Source organism: Burkholderia sp. JKS000303 (assembly GCF_002563755.1).
Lineage (GTDB): Bacteria > Pseudomonadota > Gammaproteobacteria > Burkholderiales > Burkholderiaceae > Burkholderia > Burkholderia anthina_B.
Genome location: NZ_PDBZ01000001.1, coordinates 2,461,462 through 2,480,376 on the forward strand (window position 1 = coordinate 2,461,462; position 18,915 = coordinate 2,480,376).

Sequence of the window (18,915 nt, forward strand, 5' to 3'; positions counted from 1 at the left end):
CAGATACCCGCGCAAACCGCTTGCGCCAGGCGGTCGTCCTTGACGGGCCCGCCGGCATCGCGCACCGGGCGCCTGCGCCACACCATTCAAGTTCAAGTAAGAGGAAACAGCATCCATGGCACACGAAACGATGAGCTTTCAGGCAGAGGTCAAGCAACTCCTCCACCTGATGATTCATTCGCTCTACAGCAACAAGGAAATCTTCCTGCGCGAACTGGTGTCGAACGCGTCCGACGCGGCCGACAAGCTGCGTTTCGAAGCGCTCGCGAACAACGCGCTGTACGAGAACGATCCGAACCTGCGGATCCGCATCGGCTTCGACAAGGCTGCCCGCACCGTCACGATCGAGGACAACGGCATCGGCATGAGCCGCGACGAGGCGATCGCGAACCTCGGCACGATCGCACGTTCGGGCACCAAGGAATTCTTCACGAAGCTGTCCGGCGACCAGCAGAAGGACGCGGCGCTGATCGGCCAGTTCGGCGTCGGTTTCTATTCGGGGTTCATCGTCGCCGACAAGATCACCGTCGAGACGCGCCGCGCCGGCCTGCCGGCCAGCGAAGCCGTGCGCTGGGAAAGCGCGGGCGAGGGCGATTTCACGATCGACGCGATCGAGCGCGCGCAGCGCGGCACGACGATCACGCTGCACCTGCGCGAAGGCGAGGACGAACTGCTGTCGTCGCACCGCCTGAAGTCGATCATCCAGAAGTACTCCGATCACATCGCGCTGCCGATCCTGATGCAGAAGGAAGAGTGGGATCAGGAAAAGGGCGAGATGGTCCTGAAGGACGAGGACGAGACCGTCAACCAGGCGAGCGCGCTGTGGACGCGGTCGAAGAGCGACGTCACCGACGAGCAGTACACGCAGTTCTATCAGCACATCGCGCACGACCATCAGGATCCGCTCACGTGGACGCACAACCGTGTCGAGGGCCGCAGCGAATACACGCAGCTGCTGTTCGTGCCGGCGCAGGCGCCGTTCGACATGTGGAACCGCGACTATCGCGGCGGCCTGAAGCTGTACGTGAAGCGCGTGTTCATCATGGACGACGCCGAGCAGCTGCTGCCGCAGTACCTGCGCTTCGTGAAGGGCGTCGTCGATTCGGCCGACCTGCCGCTGAACGTGTCGCGTGAAATCCTGCAGGAAAGCCGCGACGTGAAGGCGATCCGCGAAGGCGTGACCAAGCGTGCGCTGTCGATGCTCGAAGAGCTCGCGAACGCGGAAGAGGACGCCGGCAAGGAGAAGTACAAGACGTTCTGGGGCGCATTCGGCCAGGTGCTGAAGGAAGGCCTCGGCGAGGATCACGCGAACCGCGAGCGCATCGCGAAGCTGCTGCGCTTCGCGTCGACGCACGGCGACACCGACACGCAGGACGTGTCGCTCGCCGACTACGTGTCGCGCATGAAGCCCGAGCAGAGCAAGATCTACTACGTGACCGCCGATACGTGGCAGGCCGCGAAGAACAGCCCGCATCTGGAAGTGTTCCGCAAGAAGGGCGTCGAGGTGCTGCTGCTGACCGATCGCGTCGACGAATGGATGCTGTCGTTCCTGCAGGAGTTCGACGGCAAGCCGCTCGCGAGCGTTGCGCGTGGCGATCTCGACCTCGGCGAGCTGAACGACGACGAGAAGAAGGCACAGGAGCAGGCGGGCGAGGCGATCAAGCCGCTCGTCGAGAAGATGAAGGAAGCGCTCGGCGACAAGGTGAAGGAAGTGCGCGTCACGTTCCGCCTGACCGATTCGCCGTCGTGCCTCGTCGCGGACGACAACGACATGAGCGGCTACCTGCAGCGGATGCTGAAGGCGGCCGGCCAGAACGCGCCGGCGATGCAGCCGATCCTCGAGATCAACCCCGACCACGCGCTCGTGAAGCAGTTGAGCGCCGACAGCGCCAATTTCGGCGACTGGTGCCATCTGCTGTTCGACCAGGCGTTGCTGGCCGAAGGCGGGATGCTCGACGATCCGGCGAGCTTCGTGAAGCGGACCAACGCGCTGCTGCTGTCGCGCGCCGCGTGAACGTGCGGATGCGATTCGACGGCGCACAGGCGGGTTGGCGCGACACGCCCCGGCCCGGCTGCACGCTCGACCAGCGCGACTGGCTGACGCGCGGCGGCTCGCTGACCGCGCATCTCGCGCGGCTCGGCAGCGTGAAGGTGCGCGTGACGCGCGAGGCCGTCGATTGCCCGTGGTTCGACGAGCCGGCGGCGCTCGACAGTGCGCCGCGCGCGCCGATGTGGGTGCGCGAGGTGATCCTGTCGGTCGACGGCACGCCGTACGTCGCCGCGCACAGCATCGCGCCGCTCGCCGCCAGCAAGGGTGTGTGGCAGGCAATGCGGCGGCTGCGCACGCGGCCGCTCGCGGAGCTGCTGTACAGCGATCCGCAGGTCGAGCGCTCGGCGCTCGTCAGCCGGCGCGTGATCGCCGGTCATCCGCTGTATGTGCTTGCCAGCCATGCGCTCGCGGGCGAGCGGGCGCCGCATGCGTTCGCCGCGCGGCGCTCGGTGTTTCAGCGGCACGGCAAGCCGTTGATGGTCACCGAATGCATGCTGCCCGCGCTGTGGCGTCATCTCGATGCGCATGGCGACGGGCTGCGATCCGTCGGGCCGCGCGGAGGCGTGTGATGCTGCAAGGCTTTGCGCCGGTCGTCGGGCCGAACACGCACACGATGATTCTCGGCAGCTTTCCGGGCGAGGCGTCGCTCGATGCCGCGCAGTATTACGCGCATCCGCGCAATCAGTTCTGGCGGCTGTTGGGCGCGGTGCTCGACGAGCCCGGGCTGCACGCGCTTGCGTACGACGCGCGGCTCGTGTGCGTGCTGTCGCACGGCATCGGCATCTGGGATGTCCTTGATGCCTGCCATCGGCAAGGCAGTCTCGATTCGGCGATCCGCAATGCGAAGCCGAACGACTTCGCATCGTTGCGCGAGCATGCGCCGCTGCTGAAGACGGTGTGCTTCAACGGGAAGACGGCGGGGCGCTTCGCCGACGTGATCGGGCAGGCCGGGTACGACACGCTCGTGCTGCCGTCGTCGAGCCCGGCGAATGCGATGCTGTCGTTCGAGCAGAAGCTGCTCCAATGGCGGGCGTTGCGAGCCTGACAGCGTTCCGCCGCGAGGTCGACGGTCTGCGCGCTTATTGCCGTTCGGTGCGTGTCGCCTCCGAACGGCGATGCGATGCGCGGGACAGAATCAGGATTAAAAAGATTGGCAACAGGATGGCCGCCGGTTGCCCTGCCGAAGGCTTGAAAACGAAAAGAAACGATAGCCCGGGCACGAGCCACGCGAGCGTCATGATCGCGTAGTCCGCAGGTCCCGCCGTGCCGGTTTTTCTGCCGTGCTCGCACAGGTAGAGGATGGCGAGCAGCAACCACGCGAGATCGTAATAGACGAGATACGGTTGCGTGAGCAGCGTCGCGACGATGGCCGCGGCCGAGCAGAGATCCGCGTGTTTTCTGCGTATCCACAAGACCGACGTTGCGACGACTGCCGGTATCGCGACGGCCGCCTGAATGGCGAACGCAACGGTCTGGCCGGCACCCAGGCGTCGGGAAACGGCGAACAGGGTCGGCATCGCGTTCCAGATTCCGCCGGCATTGTTTGCCAGGACCAGGTGGCTGAACCACGACAGCGAGTGGAAAAACTCGACCCAGAGCGGTAATCCGAACGCCAGCGCACTCGCCGTGCAGAAGAGCACGGCCGTCGCTGCCATTGCGCCGAGCGCACGGAAATGCCCGCCGCACAGGAACAGCAAAGGGAACAGGACGGCCAGCTGCGGTTTGATGGCGAGCATGCCGGCGCATATGCCCGCGACGATCGGGCGGCGTTCAAGCAATCCCAGCGCGCCGGCCGCGAACGCCAGCGTAAGCAGGGAATTCTGGCCACCGGCCGTCGTGACCCAGAGCCCCGGAAAGGCGAGTAGCGTGATCCATGGCAGCGGCCTGTTCTTCATGACCGGTGTACAGGCGATCAACGCACTGGCGAGGCTGACGCAGACGAACAGGGCGTACGATGCCGCGTAAGGCAGCAGCGCGAGCGGATAAACCAGCAACTGGAAGGTCGGCGGATACACCCAGGGTGCGGCGATCTGCTCGGGGGGAATGCCCGGCAGCAAGGTGGCTTCTGCCGCGAACAGCCGAGGGAGATCGAAGGCCGCGGTTGCTCCGCCATGCAGGGAAACGAACGAGGCGCTCCAGAAAACCCGGAAATCGATGCCCGGGGGCGGCACGCCGGGGACGTGCAGAACCCAGCTGGAAATTGCCCAGATGCCCAGCAGCACGAGCTGGAACACGAGGAGGGCCGCGCTGTACAAGACGAGCCGTTCTTTAGAGAGCCACCCCGGGCGACCTGGCGGCGCGTTGTCCGTCGCTGTATGTGTCATGACCGCTGCGAACCTCTCCGGGCTGTCGTTTCAGTTTGACATAGGGGGGAACGGTCGAAGGGGTTTTTTCTTGCGAAGGCAACGGGCGATCACGTATGGAAACTGCGGGTTGCGGTGCCCGTCGCCCCCGACGCTCACTTGTCCTTGCCCCATCGCCACCGGGGCTTCTCGCCCTTGAGCCAGCACACGAAGGTGAAGAGCGCGACCAGCGCCACGATGCACGCGCCGTACGCGACCGGCGACCGGTGTGGTGGCACCAGCCACGCGCTCGCGATGATCCCGAGCACAAACAGCAGCAGCACGACCCACCCTTGCCACGCGACCGGCAACCCCCATCCCCAGCCGTAGCGTTTCGCCGGAAACCAGATTTTCTTGTCGGGGGACGTCATGGCATCTCCGAAACGTCGTACCGGCTGCGCGCCGGCGATCGAAAGCATGCTCGCGGGGACGCCGCGCGTCCTGGTGGCGAAAGAACCGCCGATTCCGGAGCGAAATCGGAGGAGCTGAACCGTATTGTGCGCCGATTCCCGATTCGCAAAACGCCGCATCGCTGCGTGCGAACGGCGGCACGTCGTCCGCCGCCGTTTTCATCGTTGCGTCCTCATCCGAACGCGCCGATCGCTCAGAACGTGATCGCGGCTTTCACGGACTGGACGGCCGCGCTGTTCATCAGGATGTAGAAGTCCTGCGGCGTCGTGCTGCCGGCCGGGGCGATCGCCATCGTCGTACCGTCGCGGATCACGGCACCGGCGTCGATCTGTCCGTTGTTCTGATAGAAGACGCGATATTCGGTCGTCGGCGAATCGAGTGCCGTGTTGGCCACCCACGCGCGGACACCCGCCAGCGTGACGATCTGTCCGTCGCTCAGGTTGTAGGTCCGGTTGTCCGACGCGCTCGTGTACGGAAAGAACGCTTCCAGCGTCGATGCCGAGGTGCTGCACGGCGTCACGTTCGGGCCGCTCGTTTGCGGTGCGACGCAGTCGCCGGTGTACACCGTATCGCCCACCGTCTGGCGCGTGACCTTCATGTAGGCGGCGCCCGATTGCCAGCTCGCCTGCTTGTTGTAGAGCGACGTGCCGTTGATCGTGTTGGTCACGATGCCGAGCGCACTGCCGGTGAACAGCTCGGATGGCGAGCCGGCGATCGTGCCGGACAACGGCACGACCGTGTAGTTCGTGCCGAGAAGCGTCATCACGGCCGTATGACCGTCGGCTGCGAGGTCGGTGATCTGCACGTTCGCGCCGCTGTAGCTGACCTGTTCCTGCGTGCTCGTCACGACCGCGCCGTTGACGACATAGCGCTGGATCTCGAGCGTCGGCACCGACAGCGACGCAGAAAGCGACGACAGGCCCTGCGTCACCATCTGCGGGCCGTTGGCCGGACTTTGCGCGAGGCTTTGATCTATCGAATAGAAATTGCTGTCCGGACCGACGCTGACCGCTCCGCTGCCCGACGTGGAAATGGAAAGCTGTCCACGCAGGTAGTGCAGCCCGCCGTTGGCGGCCAGCGCGAAGCTTTCGTAATTCTGTTGTGCGGCGCTGAGATTGCTGGCGGGCGTCGCCGATCCGGTGCCGTCGTCGCTGCCGCCGCCGCCGCACGCGGCCAGCAACAGGGTTCCGGTCAACGCGACGGCGTAGCGGGCGCGGGCCGCGGATGCTTTTTGTGTCATGTGGGTGCTCTCGTTTTTGTTAGTTTTACGTAAGAAATGTCGCGTCGCGATGAGCGGCTGACGCCGGAGCATAGCCTGTCCCGAATGAAGAGACGAGCGGCATTCGGTGCATTCGCCGCGGCTGTTGGCGTGTCTCCATTACCGCGTATTTCAGAGCCGGCGGGGCAGGGGAAGCATCGGTGCGCGTGAAGCACGCAGCGGCACGGCGATGCCCTGCGTTGGCGCGATCGAACAGCCGGCCTCCGGCATGACGCCGCAACGGACATTGCACCGACGCGGCGGGCAGGTGCTGCGCCGCACGGCCGCCATCCCGCACCAATGCTATCCTCTCGTCCGCAAATCCAGCATCACCCAGCGAGATTCAACATGACCCGACTGATCAAGCGCGCGTCCGCCGAGGCACGCGCGTTCAAGCAACGCAAGCCGTCTGCCTACAACGGCTCCGACAAGCTCCAGCCGTCGCGCGTGAAGCGCCGCCCGGAGATCGACGAACACGACGACGTGCCTGTCCTCGACGCCCCGCGCAAGCCGCGTTTCGCGCCCGTCACGTTCTCGGAAGAGCGCGGCGTGCGCTTCCTGCACTTCGGCACCGAATGGGTGCAGGGCGCGATGCGGATCTCCAAGCCGCTGCATATCGAACTCGAGTACGCGCAGCAGATGATGGCGTGGCTGCTGTTCCTCGAAACGCCCGAGCGGATCGTCCAGCTCGGGCTGGGCACCGGCGCGCTGACCAAGTTCTCGCACCGCTTCCTGCCGCACGCGAAGGTCGAGGCGGTCGAGCTGAATCCGGCCGTGATCGTCGCGGCGCGCACGATGTTCGCGCTGCCGTCCGACGACGACCGCCTCGTCGTGCATGAAGCCGACGCATGGGACTTCGTCAACGACGCGGCCAACCGCGGCACGACGGGCGCGCTGCAGATCGACCTGTACGATGCGACCGCGCGCGGTCCGGTGCTCGACAGCGTCGCGTTCTACCGCGCGGTGCGCGGCTGCCTCGCGGAGGCGGGCATCGCGACGATCAACCTGTTCGGCGACCATCCGAGCTTCGTGCGCAACATGAAGCACCTGAACGCGGCGTTCGACCACCGCGTGATCGCGCTGCCGGAAGTGCACGACGGCAACCGGATCGCGATCGCGTTCTCGGGCCCGGCGCTCGACGTGTCGTATGCGCAACTGGAAGCGCGCGCGAAGCTGATCGAGGACACGCTGAAGCTGCCCGCGCGCAAGTGGGTGAAAGCTTTGAAAGAAACGACGGGCGCACGCGAATCCTCGTTCGCGATCTGACGCTCATGCGCCGGCCGCATGCCGGTGCAACCGCGTGACTAGGGGCGGATCACCTCGGGTTCGCCCCCGCTTGACCGCGCGCTCGCGGCTCCTATACTGGCGCGAAGCCAGGGGAGCCGCAGCTTACCCGTTTTGTCGCTCCTCTCGCCGCCGTACCCGCTCAACAAGATCGATAACCGGGAAAGATGAGGAGACGTCATGGCTCACAATGCCGACGCCAATCGGGCCGCCAAGCGCTGGCTCTGGCTGCTGGTGGTGCCGCTGATCGCGATGGTCTGGGTGCCGTCGTACAGCAAGATCGAACCGCAATGGCTGGGTTTTCCGTTCTTCTATTGGTACCAGTTGCTCTGGGTGTTCATTAGCGCGGTGATCACCGCGTTCGTGTATCACAAGACCAAGAACGCGTGGAAGGCGAACGGCACGCAAGGAGGTGCGCGATGAATCTCGGCGCGACCTTTGTCTTCGTTCTCCTGTTCATCGGCGTCACGGTCCTCGGTTTTCTTGCCGCGAACTGGCGGCGCGGCGATCTCGCCCACCTCGACGAATGGGGCCTCGGCGGCCGCCGCTTCGGCACGATCGTCACGTGGTTCCTGCTCGGGGGCGACCTCTACACGGCCTATACGTTCGTCGCGGTGCCCGCGCTCGTGTTCGGCGCCGGCGCGATGGGCTTCTTTGCACTGCCGTACACGATCCTGATCTACCCGTTCGCGTTCGTCGTGTTCCCGAAACTGTGGAGCATTGCCAAGCGCCACGGCTACGTGACGGCCGCCGACTTCGTCAACGCACGCTACGGCAGCCGGATGCTCGCGCTCGCGATCGCGGTGACGGGCATCGTCGCGACGATGCCGTACATCGCGCTGCAGCTCGTCGGCATCGAAGTGGTGATCGGCGCGCTCGGGTTCGACACGACCGGCTTCGTCGGCGACCTGCCGCTCATCATCGCATTCGCGATTCTTGCCGCGTACACGTACACGTCGGGGCTGCGCGCGCCGGCGATGATCGCGATCGTGAAGGACATCCTGATCTACATCACGATCGCCGCGGCGGTCATCGTGATCCCCGCGAAGCTCGGCGGCTTCGGTCACATCTTCGCGACGGTGCCGCCCGCGAAGCTGCTGCTGAAGGCACCCGATGCGATGAGCCTGAACGGCTACAGTGCGTACGCGACGCTTGCGATCGGCTCCGCGCTCGCGCTGTTCCTGTATCCGCACTCGGTCACGGCGATCCTGTCGTCGGCGTCGGGCAACTCGATCCGCCGCAACATGGCGATGCTGCCCGCGTACTCGTTCGTGCTCGGCCTGCTCGCGCTGCTCGGCTACATGGCGCTGGCGTCGGGCGTGAAGGACATGCCGCAATATGCGCCGTACTTCAAGGCGTTCGGCCCGAACTTCGCGGTGCCCGCGCTGTTCCTCGAGTACTTCCCGTCGTGGTTCGTCGGCGTCGCGTTCGCGGCGATCGGCATCGGTGCGCTGGTGCCGGCGGCGATCATGTCGATCGCGGCCGCGAACCTGTACACCCGCAACATCCACCGCGAGTTCGTGAACCGCAACATGTCGCACGAGCAGGAGACGCACGTCGCGAAGCTCGTGTCGCTGATCGTGAAGGTCGGCGCGGTCGCGTTCATCCTCGGGCTGCCGCTGACCTATGCGATCCAGCTGCAACTGCTCGGCGGGATCTGGATCATCCAGACGCTGCCGGCGATCGTGCTCGGTCTGTACACGCGCGTGCTCGACCATCGCGGCCTGCTGGCAGGCTGGGCGGCAGGCATCGTGTGCGGCACGTGGATGGCGATTTCGCTGAAGCTGGCGGGCTCGATCTTCACGATCCACCTGTTCGGTCTCGCGATTCCCGGCTACGCGGCCGTGTGGTCGCTGATCGTGAACCTGGTGGTGTCGGTGGTGGTGAGCGTGCTGGTGCGCGTGATGGGCATGGCGCATGCCGAGGACCGCACGCGGCCGGAGGATTATCTCGACGTCGTCGAGGGCTGATCGGCTTACCTTCTGCTGCAGTTTCGACCCGACGCCCGCGACGCAAGTCGCGGGCGTTTTGCTTGGTGCGCGGGGGTTACTGGCCCGCGCGTTGCGCGATTTCGTCGCGTTGCGACAGGTCTTCGACGTTGACCATCCAGTGCACGCCGAAACGGTCCTTCGCCATCCCGAAGCCGAGCGCCCAGAACGTCTTGCCGAACGGCATCGTCACTTCGCCGCCGTCGGCGAGCGCATCGAACAGCTTCCGGCCTTCGTCGACCGTTGCCGGGTTCAGCGACAGCGAATAACCCGCGTGCGCGCCACCGCCCGGCTGGCTGCAATCACCGTCCGAGCACATGATCATCGAGTCGCCGATCGTGAAGCTCGCGTGCATCACCTTGTCGGCCATCTCCGGCGACATCGGGTAATCGGGATTCGGCGGCGCATCCTTGAAGTGCATCTTGAACATCGTCTTTGCGCCGAGCGCCTTTTCGTAGAACTGAAGGGCTTCTTCCGCGCGGCCGTAGAACGTCAGATACGGTTGGACTTGCATCATTGTCTCCTGTGGATCGGGCAGGCGTGTCGGCGCCGGCCCGGGTACATCCAAGATTGACCGGGAAGAGCGCACCGGGACGCGGCCGGCGCACTCGTGACGTGGATTGTAGTGCGCGCGCTTGACGTTGGGATGAAAATAAAAACGGCCGCGAACACAGGGTTCGCGGCCGTCGGCGATGCTTGCTGACGCCTGTTGTCAGTGTTGCTGACAGCTCGACTGACAGCAGGCGCGGGCTGCGCGATTCAGCGCAGCGCGTCGATCAGCTTCTCGAGCTTCACCGCATCGGCGGCGAATACGCGAATGCCTTCGGCAAGTTTTTCCGTCGCCATCGCTTCGTCGTTCAGCTGGAAGCGGAACGAGGCTTCGTCGATTGCGACGCGCTCGGTCGGCTTGTCGTGCAGCGCGTCCGGCGACAGCTTGCGCGCCACCGTATCGGTGCTGTCCTGCAGCTTCTGCAGCAAATCGGGGCTGATCGTCAGCAGGTCGCAGCCCGCGAGTTCGGTGATCTGGCTCGTCGTGCGGAAGCTCGCGCCCATCACTTCGGTGTGGTAGCCGAACGTCTTGTAGTACGTGTAGATGCGGCGCACCGATTGCACGCCCGGATCGTTCGCGCCGCCGTCCTTCGCTTCATCCCAGTCGGCGCCGGCCTGCTTCTTGTACCAGTCGTAGATGCGGCCGACGAACGGCGAGATCAGTTGCGCGCCGGCTTCCGCGCACGCGGCGGCCTGCACCAGCGAGAAAAGCAGGGTCATGTTGCACTTGATCCCTTCCTTCTGCAGCACTTCGGCCGCGCGAATGCCTTCCCACGTCGACGCGAGCTTGATCAGGATGCGCTCGCGGCCGATGCCGGCGGCTTCGTACAGCTTGATGAGTTCGCGACCCTTGGCAATCGAGCGCTGCGTGTCGAACGACAGGCGCGCGTCGACCTCGGTCGACACGCGGCCCGGGATCAGCTTCAGGATCTCGGTGCCGAATGCGATCAGCAGGCGGTCGATGATGAAATCGGTGCTTTCGTTGCGGTGATCGCGGACGGTTTTCTCGAGGATCGGCTTGTACGCATCCTTCTGGACGGCCTTCAGGATCAGCGACGGGTTCGTGGTCGCGTCCTGCGGCTTGTATTGCGCAAGCTGCTGGAAATCGCCCGTGTCGGCGACGACGGTCGTGTACTGCTTCAGCTGGTCGAGTGCGGTAGTCATGGCGATTCGGGAGGAGGGCGCAGGGCGCCGGGGTTCTCACGGGCCGCGCGAGCGCGGCAGCGAAGCGAGGCGGCGCCGGGCACCGCCTCCGATCCATCATTTTAGGCCCGATTCGTGTCGCGCACGTTTTGGCATGCCGCCGGTGCCGCGGGCCCCCGCCATACGGGGCTAGGCGGGACGTCGCGCGTTCAGGATCACCTGCGTGACGATTCCCGCGACGAGACCCCAGAACGCCGAGCCGATCGACAGCAGCGTGAGGCCCGAAGCCGTGACCATGAACGTGACCAGCGCGGCTTCGCGCTGCTTGACGTCCTGCATCGCGTTCGCGAGCCCGCTCATGATCGAGCCGAACAGCGCGAGCGCGGCGACCGATACGACGAGCGCCTTCGGCAGCGCGGCGAACAGCGCGGCGATCGTCGCGCCGAAGATCCCGGCAATCAGATAGAAGGTGCCGCACCACACGGCGGCCGTGTAGCGCTTCGCGTGATCTTCATGGGCTTCGGGGCCCGTGCAGATCGCGGCCGTGATCGCCGCGAGGTTCACGCCGTGCGAGCCGAACGGCGCGAGCAGCAGCGATGCGAGGCCGGTGGTCGCGATCAGCGGCGATGACGGCGTCGGGTAGCCGTCCGCGCGCAGCACCGCGATACCCGGCACGTTCTGCGACGCCATCGCGACGACGAACAGCGGAATGCCGATGCTGACGATCGACGCGATCGACAACGCGGGCATCGTGAACACGGGCTGCGCGAGCGCGATGTGGAAATGGCTGAAGTCGAGCAGGCCGAGGCTACCGGCCACCGCGGTGCCGACGATCAGCGTCGTGACGATTGCATAGCGCGGCGCGAGCCGCTTGACGATCAGGTACGTGAAGAACATCGCGAGCACGAGTGCCGTCTGGAACTGCGCGGCGCGGAAGATCTCGATGCCGATCTCGAACAGGATGCCCGCGAGCAGGGCGGCTGCGATGCCGGACGGAATCCGCCGCATCAGCGTGTCGAACAGGCCGCTCACGCCGACGGCCGTCAGCAGCAGCGCGCATACGACGAACGCGCCGATCGCCTCGGGGTACGGCACGCCCGGCAGCGATGCGATCAGCAGCGCGGCGCCGGGCGTCGACCACGCGACCACCACCGGCGCGCGAAAGCGCAGCGACAGCCCGATCGTCGTCAGCGCCATGCCGATCGACAGCGCCCAGATCCACGACGAGATCTGCGCGTCGGTGAGGTGCGCGGCGCGACCGGCCTGGAACATCAGCACGAGCGAGCTCGTGTAGCCCGTCATCATCGCGACGAAGCCGGCGACGAGCGCGGACACGGACGTATCGTTGAAAAAGCGGCGGCCGCCGGCGCGGCCAGCGCTCGCGGTGGGCGAAGGGTTCATGCTATCTCCGGGGGGAGGCCGCTCGGACGCGGCCTTCGTGTCTGCAGGGTGGGTTCGTTACTTGCTGAGTGCGCGCATCGCGGTTTCGAGGCCCGCGAGCGTCAGTGGATACATGCGCTGGCCGAGCAGGTCGCGGATCACCGCGACCGATTGCCGGTATTCCCATAGCCGCTCGGGCTCGGGATTCAGCCATGCATGATGGGGGAACTGGTCGGCGAGGCGGCGCAGCCACACGGCACCGGCTTCCGAGTTGTTGTATTCGACCGAGCCGCCGGGCTGCAGCACTTCATACGGGCTCATCGTCGCGTCGCCGACGAAGATCAGCTTGTAGTCCGGCGTGAACTTGTGCAGCACGTCCCACGTCGCGGTGCGCTCCGAGTGACGGCGACGGTTGTTCTTCCACAGATGGTCGTACACGCAGTTGTGGAAGTAGTAGAACTCCAGGTGCTTGAACTCGGCCTTGGTGGCGGAGAACAGCTCCTCGGTGCGCTTGATGTGGTCGTCCATCGAGCCGCCGACGTCGAGCAGCATCAGCACTTTCACGTTGTTGTGGCGCTCGGGCACCATCTGCAGGTCGAGCCAGCCGGCGTTCGCGGCCGTGCTGCGGATCGTGCCGGGCAGGTCGAGCTCTTCGGCCGCGCCTTCGCGCGCAAAGCGTCGCAGGCGCCGCAACGCGACCTTGATGTTGCGCGTGCCGATCTCGACCGAATCGTCGTAGTCGCGGTATGCGCGCGCCTCCCACACCTTGACCGCGGTGCGGTTGCCGTTCGACGGGCCGCCGATGCGCATGCCTTCGGGGTTGTAGCCGCCGTGCCCGAACGGCGACGTGCCGCCGGTGCCGATCCACTTGTTGCCGCCTTCGTGGCGCTCCTTCTGCTCGTCGAGCAGTTCCTTCAGGCGCTCCATCAGCTTGTCGAGGCCGCCCATCGCGTCGATCTGTGCCTTGTCCTCCGGCGACAGCTCGCGCTCGAGGCGCTTCTCGAGCCAGTCGAGCGGAATGTCGAACGCTTCGAACGGCAGCGCGGACACGCCATGGAAATACGCGCCGAACGCCTGGTCGAACTTGTCGAAATACTGCTCGTCCTTGACGAGCGTCATCCGCGCGAGGAAGTAGAACGCGTCGATCGACGGCGAGATCAGCCCGGCCTTCAGCGATTCGAGCAGCGTCAGGTATTCCTTCACCGAGACGGGCAGCTTGGCTGCGCGCAGCGCGTAGAAGAAATTGAGCAGCATGGCCGGGCCTTCGCGGGTGGGTTACCGGTTGTGCCGGTTCATGTAGACGAGCCGCTCGAGCAGGCTCAGATCCTGTTCGTTCTTCAGCAGCGCGCCCGCGAGCGGCGGCACGATCTGCTTCGCGTCGGCGCCGCGCAGCGCATCGGCCGGGATGTTCTCGGCGAGCAGCAGCTTGAGCCAGTCGAGCAGTTCGGACGTCGACGGCTTCTTCTTCAGCCCCGCCACGCTGCGCAGTTCGAAGAAGCTCTCGAGCGCCGCGCGCAGCAGTTCCTCGCGGATGTTCGGGAAATGCACGCCGACGATTTTCTGCATCGTCGACGGATCGGGAAACTGGATGTAGTGGAAGAAGCAGCGGCGCAGGAACGCGTCGGGCAGTTCCTTCTCGTTGTTGGACGTGATGATCACGAGCGGGCGATGCTTCGCGCGCACGGTCTCGCGCGTCTCGTACACGTGGAATTCCATCCGGTCGAGCTCGCGCAGCAGGTCGTTCGGGAATTCGATGTCGGCCTTGTCGATCTCGTCGATCAGCAGCACGCTCGGGTGCTCGGCGTCGAACGCCTGCCACAGCACGCCCTTCACGATGTAGTTCGCGATGTCCTTCACGCGCTCGTCGCCGAGCTGCGAATCCCGCAGCCGCGACACCGCGTCGTATTCGTACAGGCCCTGCTGCGCCTTCGTCGTCGACTTGATGTGCCACTGCAGCAGCGGCATGTCGAGCGCGGCGGCCACTTCCTCGGCGAGCATGGTCTTGCCGGTGCCCGGCTCGCCCTTGATGAGCAGCGGGCGTTGCAGCGTCAGCGCGGCGTTGACGGCGAGCTTGAGGTCGTCGGTGGCAACGTAGTGCGAGGATCCTTCGAAACGCATGGCGGCGCTCTTCTTAATCGCAAAAAAACCCAGTATAAGTCAGAAGGGCTGTCCGGTTTGGCCGGGCCCGCGTATCGTTGCGGGGCTACGGCGGGGTGGACCGGGGCGCCATATGGACGCGTTCCCCGCCGACGCGGTACAATCTGGCCGTTTTTTTTGGCCTGCGTGGCGATCCGATCAGCAATACGGCGCGGGCCGTTGCCGCTTCGGCGCCAGTTTCCCCTCAAGCTAGGTTACAAGAGCTATGAACAAATTCGTCGGCAAACACGTCGTTGTCGCAGCGCTCGTGGCGCTCGCGGGCAGCGCGCAGGCGGCCGGTGTGGTCGGCAACCCGAAGGACGGGGCGAGCAAGGCCGCCATGTGCATCGGTTGCCACGGCATCCAGGATTACCGCGCAGCGTACCCGGAGGTCTACCGGGTGCCCATCATCGGCGGCCAGAACGAGCAATACCTCGAGAACGCGCTGAAGGCCTACCGCAAGAAGGATCGTCACTTCCCGTCGATGAACGCGGTCGCCGGTTCGCTGACGGATCAGGACATCGCGGATCTGGCGGCCTACTATGCCGCCCAGAAGGTCGACTCGAAGGACAATCCCTACAAGTAAAGCGCGCGCCGCCGATCTGACCGGCGGGACAGGAGCATTCATGAACAACGCATTCAAGACGGCGGCGGTTGCACTGGCGGCCGGCCTCGCGATCGGTACCGCGCATGCGGCGGACACGTCGAAGGGCAAGGATCTGGTCGAGTCGCACAACTGCGCGGCCTGCCACGGCGCGCAGCTGAACAAGCCGATCAACGCCGAGTATCCGCGCCTTGCGGGCCAGCACGCCGACTACCTCGTGTGGGCGATGCGCCAGTACCAGATGGGGCTGACGAACCCGCTGCTCGGTCGCAACAACGCGATCATGCAGGCGCAGGTCCAGAGCCTGTCGGTCAGCGACATGAAGGATATCGCTGCCTACATCGAGTCGCTGAAAGAGACCGATCTCGTCTTCAAGAAGTAAGCGCGACGGGCCTTGCCGGCCTGCGCAGCAAAAATACCCCGCCACGGCGGGGTATTTTTTTGTCCGCGTTTTGTCCGCGTCGCTTCCGCAGCCCGGCGCCGCGGCGCTCAGTCGCGCGATGCGCGACGCAGGATGCGCTGCAGGTACGCGTCCGTATCGGGCGGCGTGCCGGTGCGCTGCGCCTCCCAGATCGTCTCGCCGAGGCATTCCATGATCACGTGCTGCGCTTCGTGAGTCGAGCCGAGCTTCGCGGCCAGCTTGTCGTGCGCGGCGCGGATGCCGGGTGGCTGGTCGATCGACAGCTGCTCGCTGATCGCGAGGTGCATCGACAGGTGCAGGAACGGGTTCGTGCGGCCTTCCTCGGGCGTGTAGTCGCGCGCGGCGGCGCCATCGGCGTCCGTGAGGTCGGCGTGGTATTCGGGGTGCTCGACGATCCAGTCGGCTGCCATTGCTTCCAGCGGCGTCAGGATCTCGCCGGCGCGTTGCTTGCGCCAGGTTTCGGTGAAAAAGCGGCGGACTTCGTCGCGACTCGGATTGAACATGGTGGGGAAACGTCGTGATTCGGGCGGCGTCATGCCGCGTCGGGCATTGTACGCCGGGTCGGCGCGTGGCGCTGGCGATGGGCAACGCGATGGCGCACGACCGCCGCCGGCCGCGCAACGGGTAAGCGCCGACTAGGCTGCCGGCCGCCGCACCGCTACACTCCGACGACATCCGTCGCCGCGCTCGCGCCGTTTCATCATGTCCGCTACCGCCCGCTCATCGTCCGCCGCGCTGCAAGGCGCGCTCTACGTCGCGCTGTCCGCCGTCGCGTTCGGCGCGATGGCAATCTTCGGCCGCTATGCCTATGCGGCAGGCGTGGACGTGCTCGGCTTGCTGATCGTGCGCTTCGCAATCGGCGGCGTGGTGCTCGCCGCGATCGCTCGCCACCGCCGCGTCGTGTGGCCGCGCGGCCGCGCGCTCGTGCCGCTCGTCGCGATGGGCGCGCTCGGCTACGTCGGACAGTCGTTCTGCTACTTCAGCGCGCTCCAGCATGCGCAGGCGAGCCTCGTCGCGTTGCTGCTGTACCTGTATCCGGCCTTCGTCACGCTGCTGGCTGCATGGTGGCTCGGCGAGCGCCTCACGCGCGCGAAGGCCGTCGCGCTCGTGCTGTGTGTCGCGGGCTCCGCGCTGATGGTGGGCGGCGGTCATGGCGAGCCGCTCGGCATCGCGCTCGCGCTGGCGGCCGCGGTGATCTATTCGCTGTACATCGTCGGCGGCACGAAGGCGACGCGTGGCGTCGATCCGCTCGCGACCACCGCGATCATCTGCCTGTCGGCGACCGCGACGCTCGTCGCGATCGCGCTTGTGCGGATGACGCTGTTCGGTACGCCGCCGCGCTGGCCGGTGACGGCCGGCGGCTGGGCATCGATGTTCGCGATCGCGCTGGTGTCGACGGTCGCGGCGATGCTCGCGTTCTTCGCCGGGCTCGAGCGGCTGGGCGCGGCCCGCACGTCGATGCTGTCCACGCTCGAACCGGTCGTGACGGTCGCGCTGGCGGCGCTGCTGTTCGGCGAAGCGTTGTCGCCGCTGCAGTGGGCGGGTGGCGTCGCGATTCTCGCGGCCGTGCTGGCGCTCGTGCGCGCAGGCGGTGCGGCAGCCGACGACGCGACCGCGACGTCGAATGCATAGCGGGAAAGGAGAGCGGGAAGGGTAATGCCACAGGCGCCGCAACGGGGTCTGCGGATCGTACCGCGCGCGGCCCGGGCGGGCGGCGCGGCGAGTCAGCCGGGGCCGACGTTCACTCGTTCGGCGGCGGCGTCTTCGGCCTGAATTCGCACAGCGGCTCGATCACGCAATGCCAGCATTCGGGCTTGCGGGCCTTGCACACATAGCGGCCGTGCAGGATCAGCCAGTGATGCGCGTCCTGCAGGAATTCTTTCGGTGTGAACTTCTCCAGAGCGGTCTCGACGGCCTTCACGTCCTTGCCCGGCGCAAGCCCCGTGCGATTCGCGACGCGGAAGATGTGCGTGTCGACCGCGATCGTCGGATGGCCGAACGCGGTGTTCAGCACCACGTTGGCGGTCTTGCGCCCCACGCCCGGCAGGCTTTCGAGCGCTTCGCGATCGGCCGGCACCTCGCCGTCGTAGCGCTCGAGCAGGATCCGGCACGTCGCGACGACGTTCTTCGCCTTGGTCCGGTACAGGCCGATCGTCTTGATGTAGTCGGTGACGCCTTCCTCGCCAAGCGCGACGATTTGTCGCGGGGTGTTCGCAACCGGAAACATCTTCCGCATCGCCTTGTTGACCGACACGTCGGTTGCCTGCGCGGACAGCATCACCGCGATCAGCAGCTCGAACGGCGTCGTGTATTCGAGCTCGGTCGTCGGATGCGGATTGAGGCTTTGCAGCGTTTCGTAGATCGCGCGTCGTTTGCTGGCGTTCATGGCGTGTCGTGGTCGGGCGGCGTGGATGGGCCGCTCTGGTCGTCGTGGCCTTCGTCGTCGCGCGGCGCCTGCTGCTCGGCGAGTCGCTTGCGGCGCGCTTCGGCCGCATCGATCTGGGCCTGCACTGCCGTGCTCACGCCTTCGGTGTTCTTCGGCCCCGCGCCCTGCGCGGACAGCTCTTCCTTCTTCTTGCGTGCGCGTTCGAGCGCGGCGGCGATGATCGCGCGTTTCTTCGCGTCGGCGTCGTCGGCCGGGGCGGCGCCCGGCGCGGCCGGCTGCGTGTCGGGCTGCCCCGCAGCCGGCACGGGCTTCGCCGCGCGACGGGCGGCGGCGCGCGCTTCGGCGGCCTCGCGTTCGCGGCGCTGGCGCGCGAGCCGGCGGTCGTGGCGTTCGCGTGCGGCGTCCGCCTGTTCCTGCGACCACGCGTCCCAGCCGGTGCGATCGCCGGTCACGGGCACCATCGCGATGCAGTCGACCGGGCACGGCGGCACGCACAGGTCGCAGCCGGTACAGAGCGACTCGACGATCGTGTGCATTTGCTTCGGTGCACCGACGATCGCGTCGACCGGGCACGCCTGCATGCAAAGCGTGCAGCCGATGCACAGGCTCTCGTCGATGAAGGCGACGGCGCGCGGATGTTCGCTGCCGTTGACGGGGTTCAGCGGGATCACGGGCTTGCCGAGCAGGCCGGCGAGGCGAGCGATGCCTTCGGCGCCGCCGGGCGGGCACTGGTTGTAGTTCGCGTCGCCGGCGGCGATGGCGTCGGCGTAGGGACGACAGCCGTTATAGCCGCACTTCGTGCATTGCGTTTGGGGAAGCAGATCTTCGATGCGATCCGCGAGGGTCTTGGAATCGGTCACGGTGACAACGGGCGCAGCGGCGCCGACTGGCTCTCGGCCGCGTCTGGCGCGGCCGGAAAGGTTTGCCAAAGCTCGATTATCGCCGATTTCCCGCATTGCGCTG

At 66.1% G+C, this 18,915-nt stretch carries 20 protein-coding genes; 9 read left to right on the top strand and 11 right to left on the bottom strand.

Annotation, left to right across the window (positions count from 1 at the left end):
- Positions 1 to 115 precede the first annotated feature (115 nt).
- From htpG to BX604_RS11915, 3 genes are read left to right on the top strand one after another with little or no spacing between them, the layout of a single operon-like run.
- Positions 116 to 2,014 (top strand): molecular chaperone HtpG, encoded by a 1,899-nt coding sequence (htpG, locus tag BX604_RS11905; RefSeq protein WP_098550971.1) that lies wholly within the window; start codon positions 116 to 118, stop codon positions 2,012 to 2,014.
- A gap of 8 nt (positions 2,015 to 2,022) precedes the next feature.
- Positions 2,023 to 2,619: a chorismate--pyruvate lyase family protein gene (locus BX604_RS11910; RefSeq protein ID WP_098552840.1), complete on the top strand. Its 597-nt coding sequence runs from the start codon at positions 2,023 to 2,025 to the stop codon at positions 2,617 to 2,619.
- The gene (locus tag BX604_RS11915; RefSeq protein ID WP_098550972.1) at positions 2,619 to 3,095 is read left to right on the top strand and encodes a DNA-deoxyinosine glycosylase; all 477 of its coding nucleotides are present in this window, start codon (positions 2,619 to 2,621) and stop codon (positions 3,093 to 3,095) included. Before BX604_RS11910 ends, BX604_RS11915 begins: the two co-directional genes overlap by 1 nt.
- A gap of 34 nt (positions 3,096 to 3,129) precedes the next feature.
- On the opposite strand, the gene BX604_RS11920 is transcribed toward BX604_RS11915, so the two are convergent.
- The 3 genes from BX604_RS11920 to BX604_RS11930 all read right to left on the bottom strand — a co-directional run bounded on the left by BX604_RS11920 (position 3,130) and on the right by BX604_RS11930 (position 6,043).
- Positions 3,130 to 4,284, bottom strand: coding sequence for a glycosyltransferase family 87 protein (locus BX604_RS11920; RefSeq protein ID WP_257146295.1), 1,155 nt, complete (start codon positions 4,282 to 4,284; stop codon positions 3,130 to 3,132).
- Between the two features lie 224 nt (positions 4,285 to 4,508).
- A complete protein-coding gene (locus BX604_RS11925; RefSeq protein ID WP_098552841.1) occupies positions 4,509 to 4,763 on the bottom strand; it encodes a hypothetical protein in 255 nt (84 codons plus the stop codon).
- A gap of 233 nt (positions 4,764 to 4,996) precedes the next feature.
- Positions 4,997 to 6,043, bottom strand: coding sequence for a hypothetical protein (locus tag BX604_RS11930; RefSeq protein ID WP_098550974.1), 1,047 nt, complete (start codon positions 6,041 to 6,043; stop codon positions 4,997 to 4,999).
- A gap of 366 nt (positions 6,044 to 6,409) precedes the next feature.
- Here BX604_RS11930 and BX604_RS11935 point away from each other — a divergent pair, with 366 nt between their 5' ends.
- The 3 genes from BX604_RS11935 to mctP all read left to right on the top strand — a co-directional run bounded on the left by BX604_RS11935 (position 6,410) and on the right by mctP (position 9,315).
- Positions 6,410 to 7,327 (top strand): spermidine synthase, encoded by a 918-nt coding sequence (locus BX604_RS11935; protein ID WP_098550975.1) that lies wholly within the window; start codon positions 6,410 to 6,412, stop codon positions 7,325 to 7,327.
- A 198-nt stretch (positions 7,328 to 7,525) separates the two neighbouring features.
- On the top strand, positions 7,526 to 7,768 hold the full coding sequence (locus BX604_RS11940; RefSeq protein WP_098550976.1) for a DUF3311 domain-containing protein: 243 nt from the start codon (positions 7,526 to 7,528) through the stop codon (positions 7,766 to 7,768).
- The gene (gene mctP / locus BX604_RS11945) at positions 7,765 to 9,315 is read left to right on the top strand and encodes a monocarboxylate uptake permease MctP (protein WP_098550977.1); all 1,551 of its coding nucleotides are present in this window, start codon (positions 7,765 to 7,767) and stop codon (positions 9,313 to 9,315) included. Before BX604_RS11940 ends, mctP begins: the two co-directional genes overlap by 4 nt.
- 76 nt (positions 9,316 to 9,391) lie before the next feature.
- On the opposite strand, the gene BX604_RS11950 is transcribed toward mctP, so the two are convergent.
- The 5 genes from BX604_RS11950 to BX604_RS11970 all read right to left on the bottom strand — a co-directional run bounded on the left by BX604_RS11950 (position 9,392) and on the right by BX604_RS11970 (position 14,523).
- Positions 9,392 to 9,847 carry a VOC family protein gene (locus tag BX604_RS11950; RefSeq protein WP_098552842.1) on the bottom strand — a complete coding sequence of 152 codons (456 nt, stop codon included), beginning with the start codon at positions 9,845 to 9,847 and terminating at the stop codon, positions 9,392 to 9,394.
- Positions 9,848 to 10,092: 245 nt separating this feature from the next.
- Positions 10,093 to 11,046, bottom strand: coding sequence for a transaldolase (gene tal / locus BX604_RS11955; RefSeq protein ID WP_098550978.1), 954 nt, complete (start codon positions 11,044 to 11,046; stop codon positions 10,093 to 10,095).
- A gap of 168 nt (positions 11,047 to 11,214) precedes the next feature.
- Complete coding sequence (locus tag BX604_RS11960) at positions 11,215 to 12,426, bottom strand: benzoate/H(+) symporter BenE family transporter (protein WP_098550979.1); 1,212 nt, start codon at positions 12,424 to 12,426, stop codon at positions 11,215 to 11,217.
- A 57-nt stretch (positions 12,427 to 12,483) separates the two neighbouring features.
- Positions 12,484 to 13,659 (bottom strand): vWA domain-containing protein, encoded by a 1,176-nt coding sequence (locus tag BX604_RS11965; RefSeq protein WP_098550980.1) that lies wholly within the window; start codon positions 13,657 to 13,659, stop codon positions 12,484 to 12,486.
- Between the two features lie 21 nt (positions 13,660 to 13,680).
- A complete protein-coding gene (locus tag BX604_RS11970) occupies positions 13,681 to 14,523 on the bottom strand; it encodes an AAA family ATPase (RefSeq protein ID WP_098550981.1) in 843 nt (280 codons plus the stop codon).
- Positions 14,524 to 14,767: 244 nt separating this feature from the next.
- Here BX604_RS11970 and BX604_RS11975 point away from each other — a divergent pair, with 244 nt between their 5' ends.
- Together BX604_RS11975 and BX604_RS11980 are read left to right on the top strand one after the other, a co-directional pair.
- Entirely contained in the window at positions 14,768 to 15,127 is a 360-nt protein-coding gene (locus BX604_RS11975; protein ID WP_098550982.1) for a c-type cytochrome, read from the top strand.
- Positions 15,128 to 15,167: 40 nt separating this feature from the next.
- The gene (locus tag BX604_RS11980; protein ID WP_098550983.1) at positions 15,168 to 15,527 is read left to right on the top strand and encodes a c-type cytochrome; all 360 of its coding nucleotides are present in this window, start codon (positions 15,168 to 15,170) and stop codon (positions 15,525 to 15,527) included.
- Positions 15,528 to 15,634: 107 nt separating this feature from the next.
- Here the strand turns inward: BX604_RS11980 and BX604_RS11985 are convergent, their stop codons facing one another.
- Positions 15,635 to 16,102: a DUF1841 family protein gene (locus tag BX604_RS11985; protein ID WP_373562417.1), complete on the bottom strand. Its 468-nt coding sequence runs from the start codon at positions 16,100 to 16,102 to the stop codon at positions 15,635 to 15,637.
- Between the two features lie 166 nt (positions 16,103 to 16,268).
- On the opposite strand from BX604_RS11985, the gene BX604_RS11990 reads away from it, so the two are divergent.
- Complete coding sequence (locus BX604_RS11990) at positions 16,269 to 17,198, top strand: DMT family transporter (protein ID WP_098550985.1); 930 nt, start codon at positions 16,269 to 16,271, stop codon at positions 17,196 to 17,198.
- Between the two features lie 109 nt (positions 17,199 to 17,307).
- On the opposite strand, the gene nth is transcribed toward BX604_RS11990, so the two are convergent.
- Both nth and rsxB read right to left on the bottom strand, forming a co-directional pair.
- Positions 17,308 to 17,952: an endonuclease III gene (gene nth / locus BX604_RS11995; protein ID WP_098550986.1), complete on the bottom strand. Its 645-nt coding sequence runs from the start codon at positions 17,950 to 17,952 to the stop codon at positions 17,308 to 17,310.
- Positions 17,949 to 18,908, bottom strand: coding sequence for an electron transport complex subunit RsxB (gene rsxB, locus BX604_RS12000; RefSeq protein ID WP_098550987.1), 960 nt, complete (start codon positions 18,906 to 18,908; stop codon positions 17,949 to 17,951). Before rsxB ends, nth begins: the two co-directional genes overlap by 4 nt.
- Positions 18,909 to 18,915 lie beyond the last annotated feature (7 nt).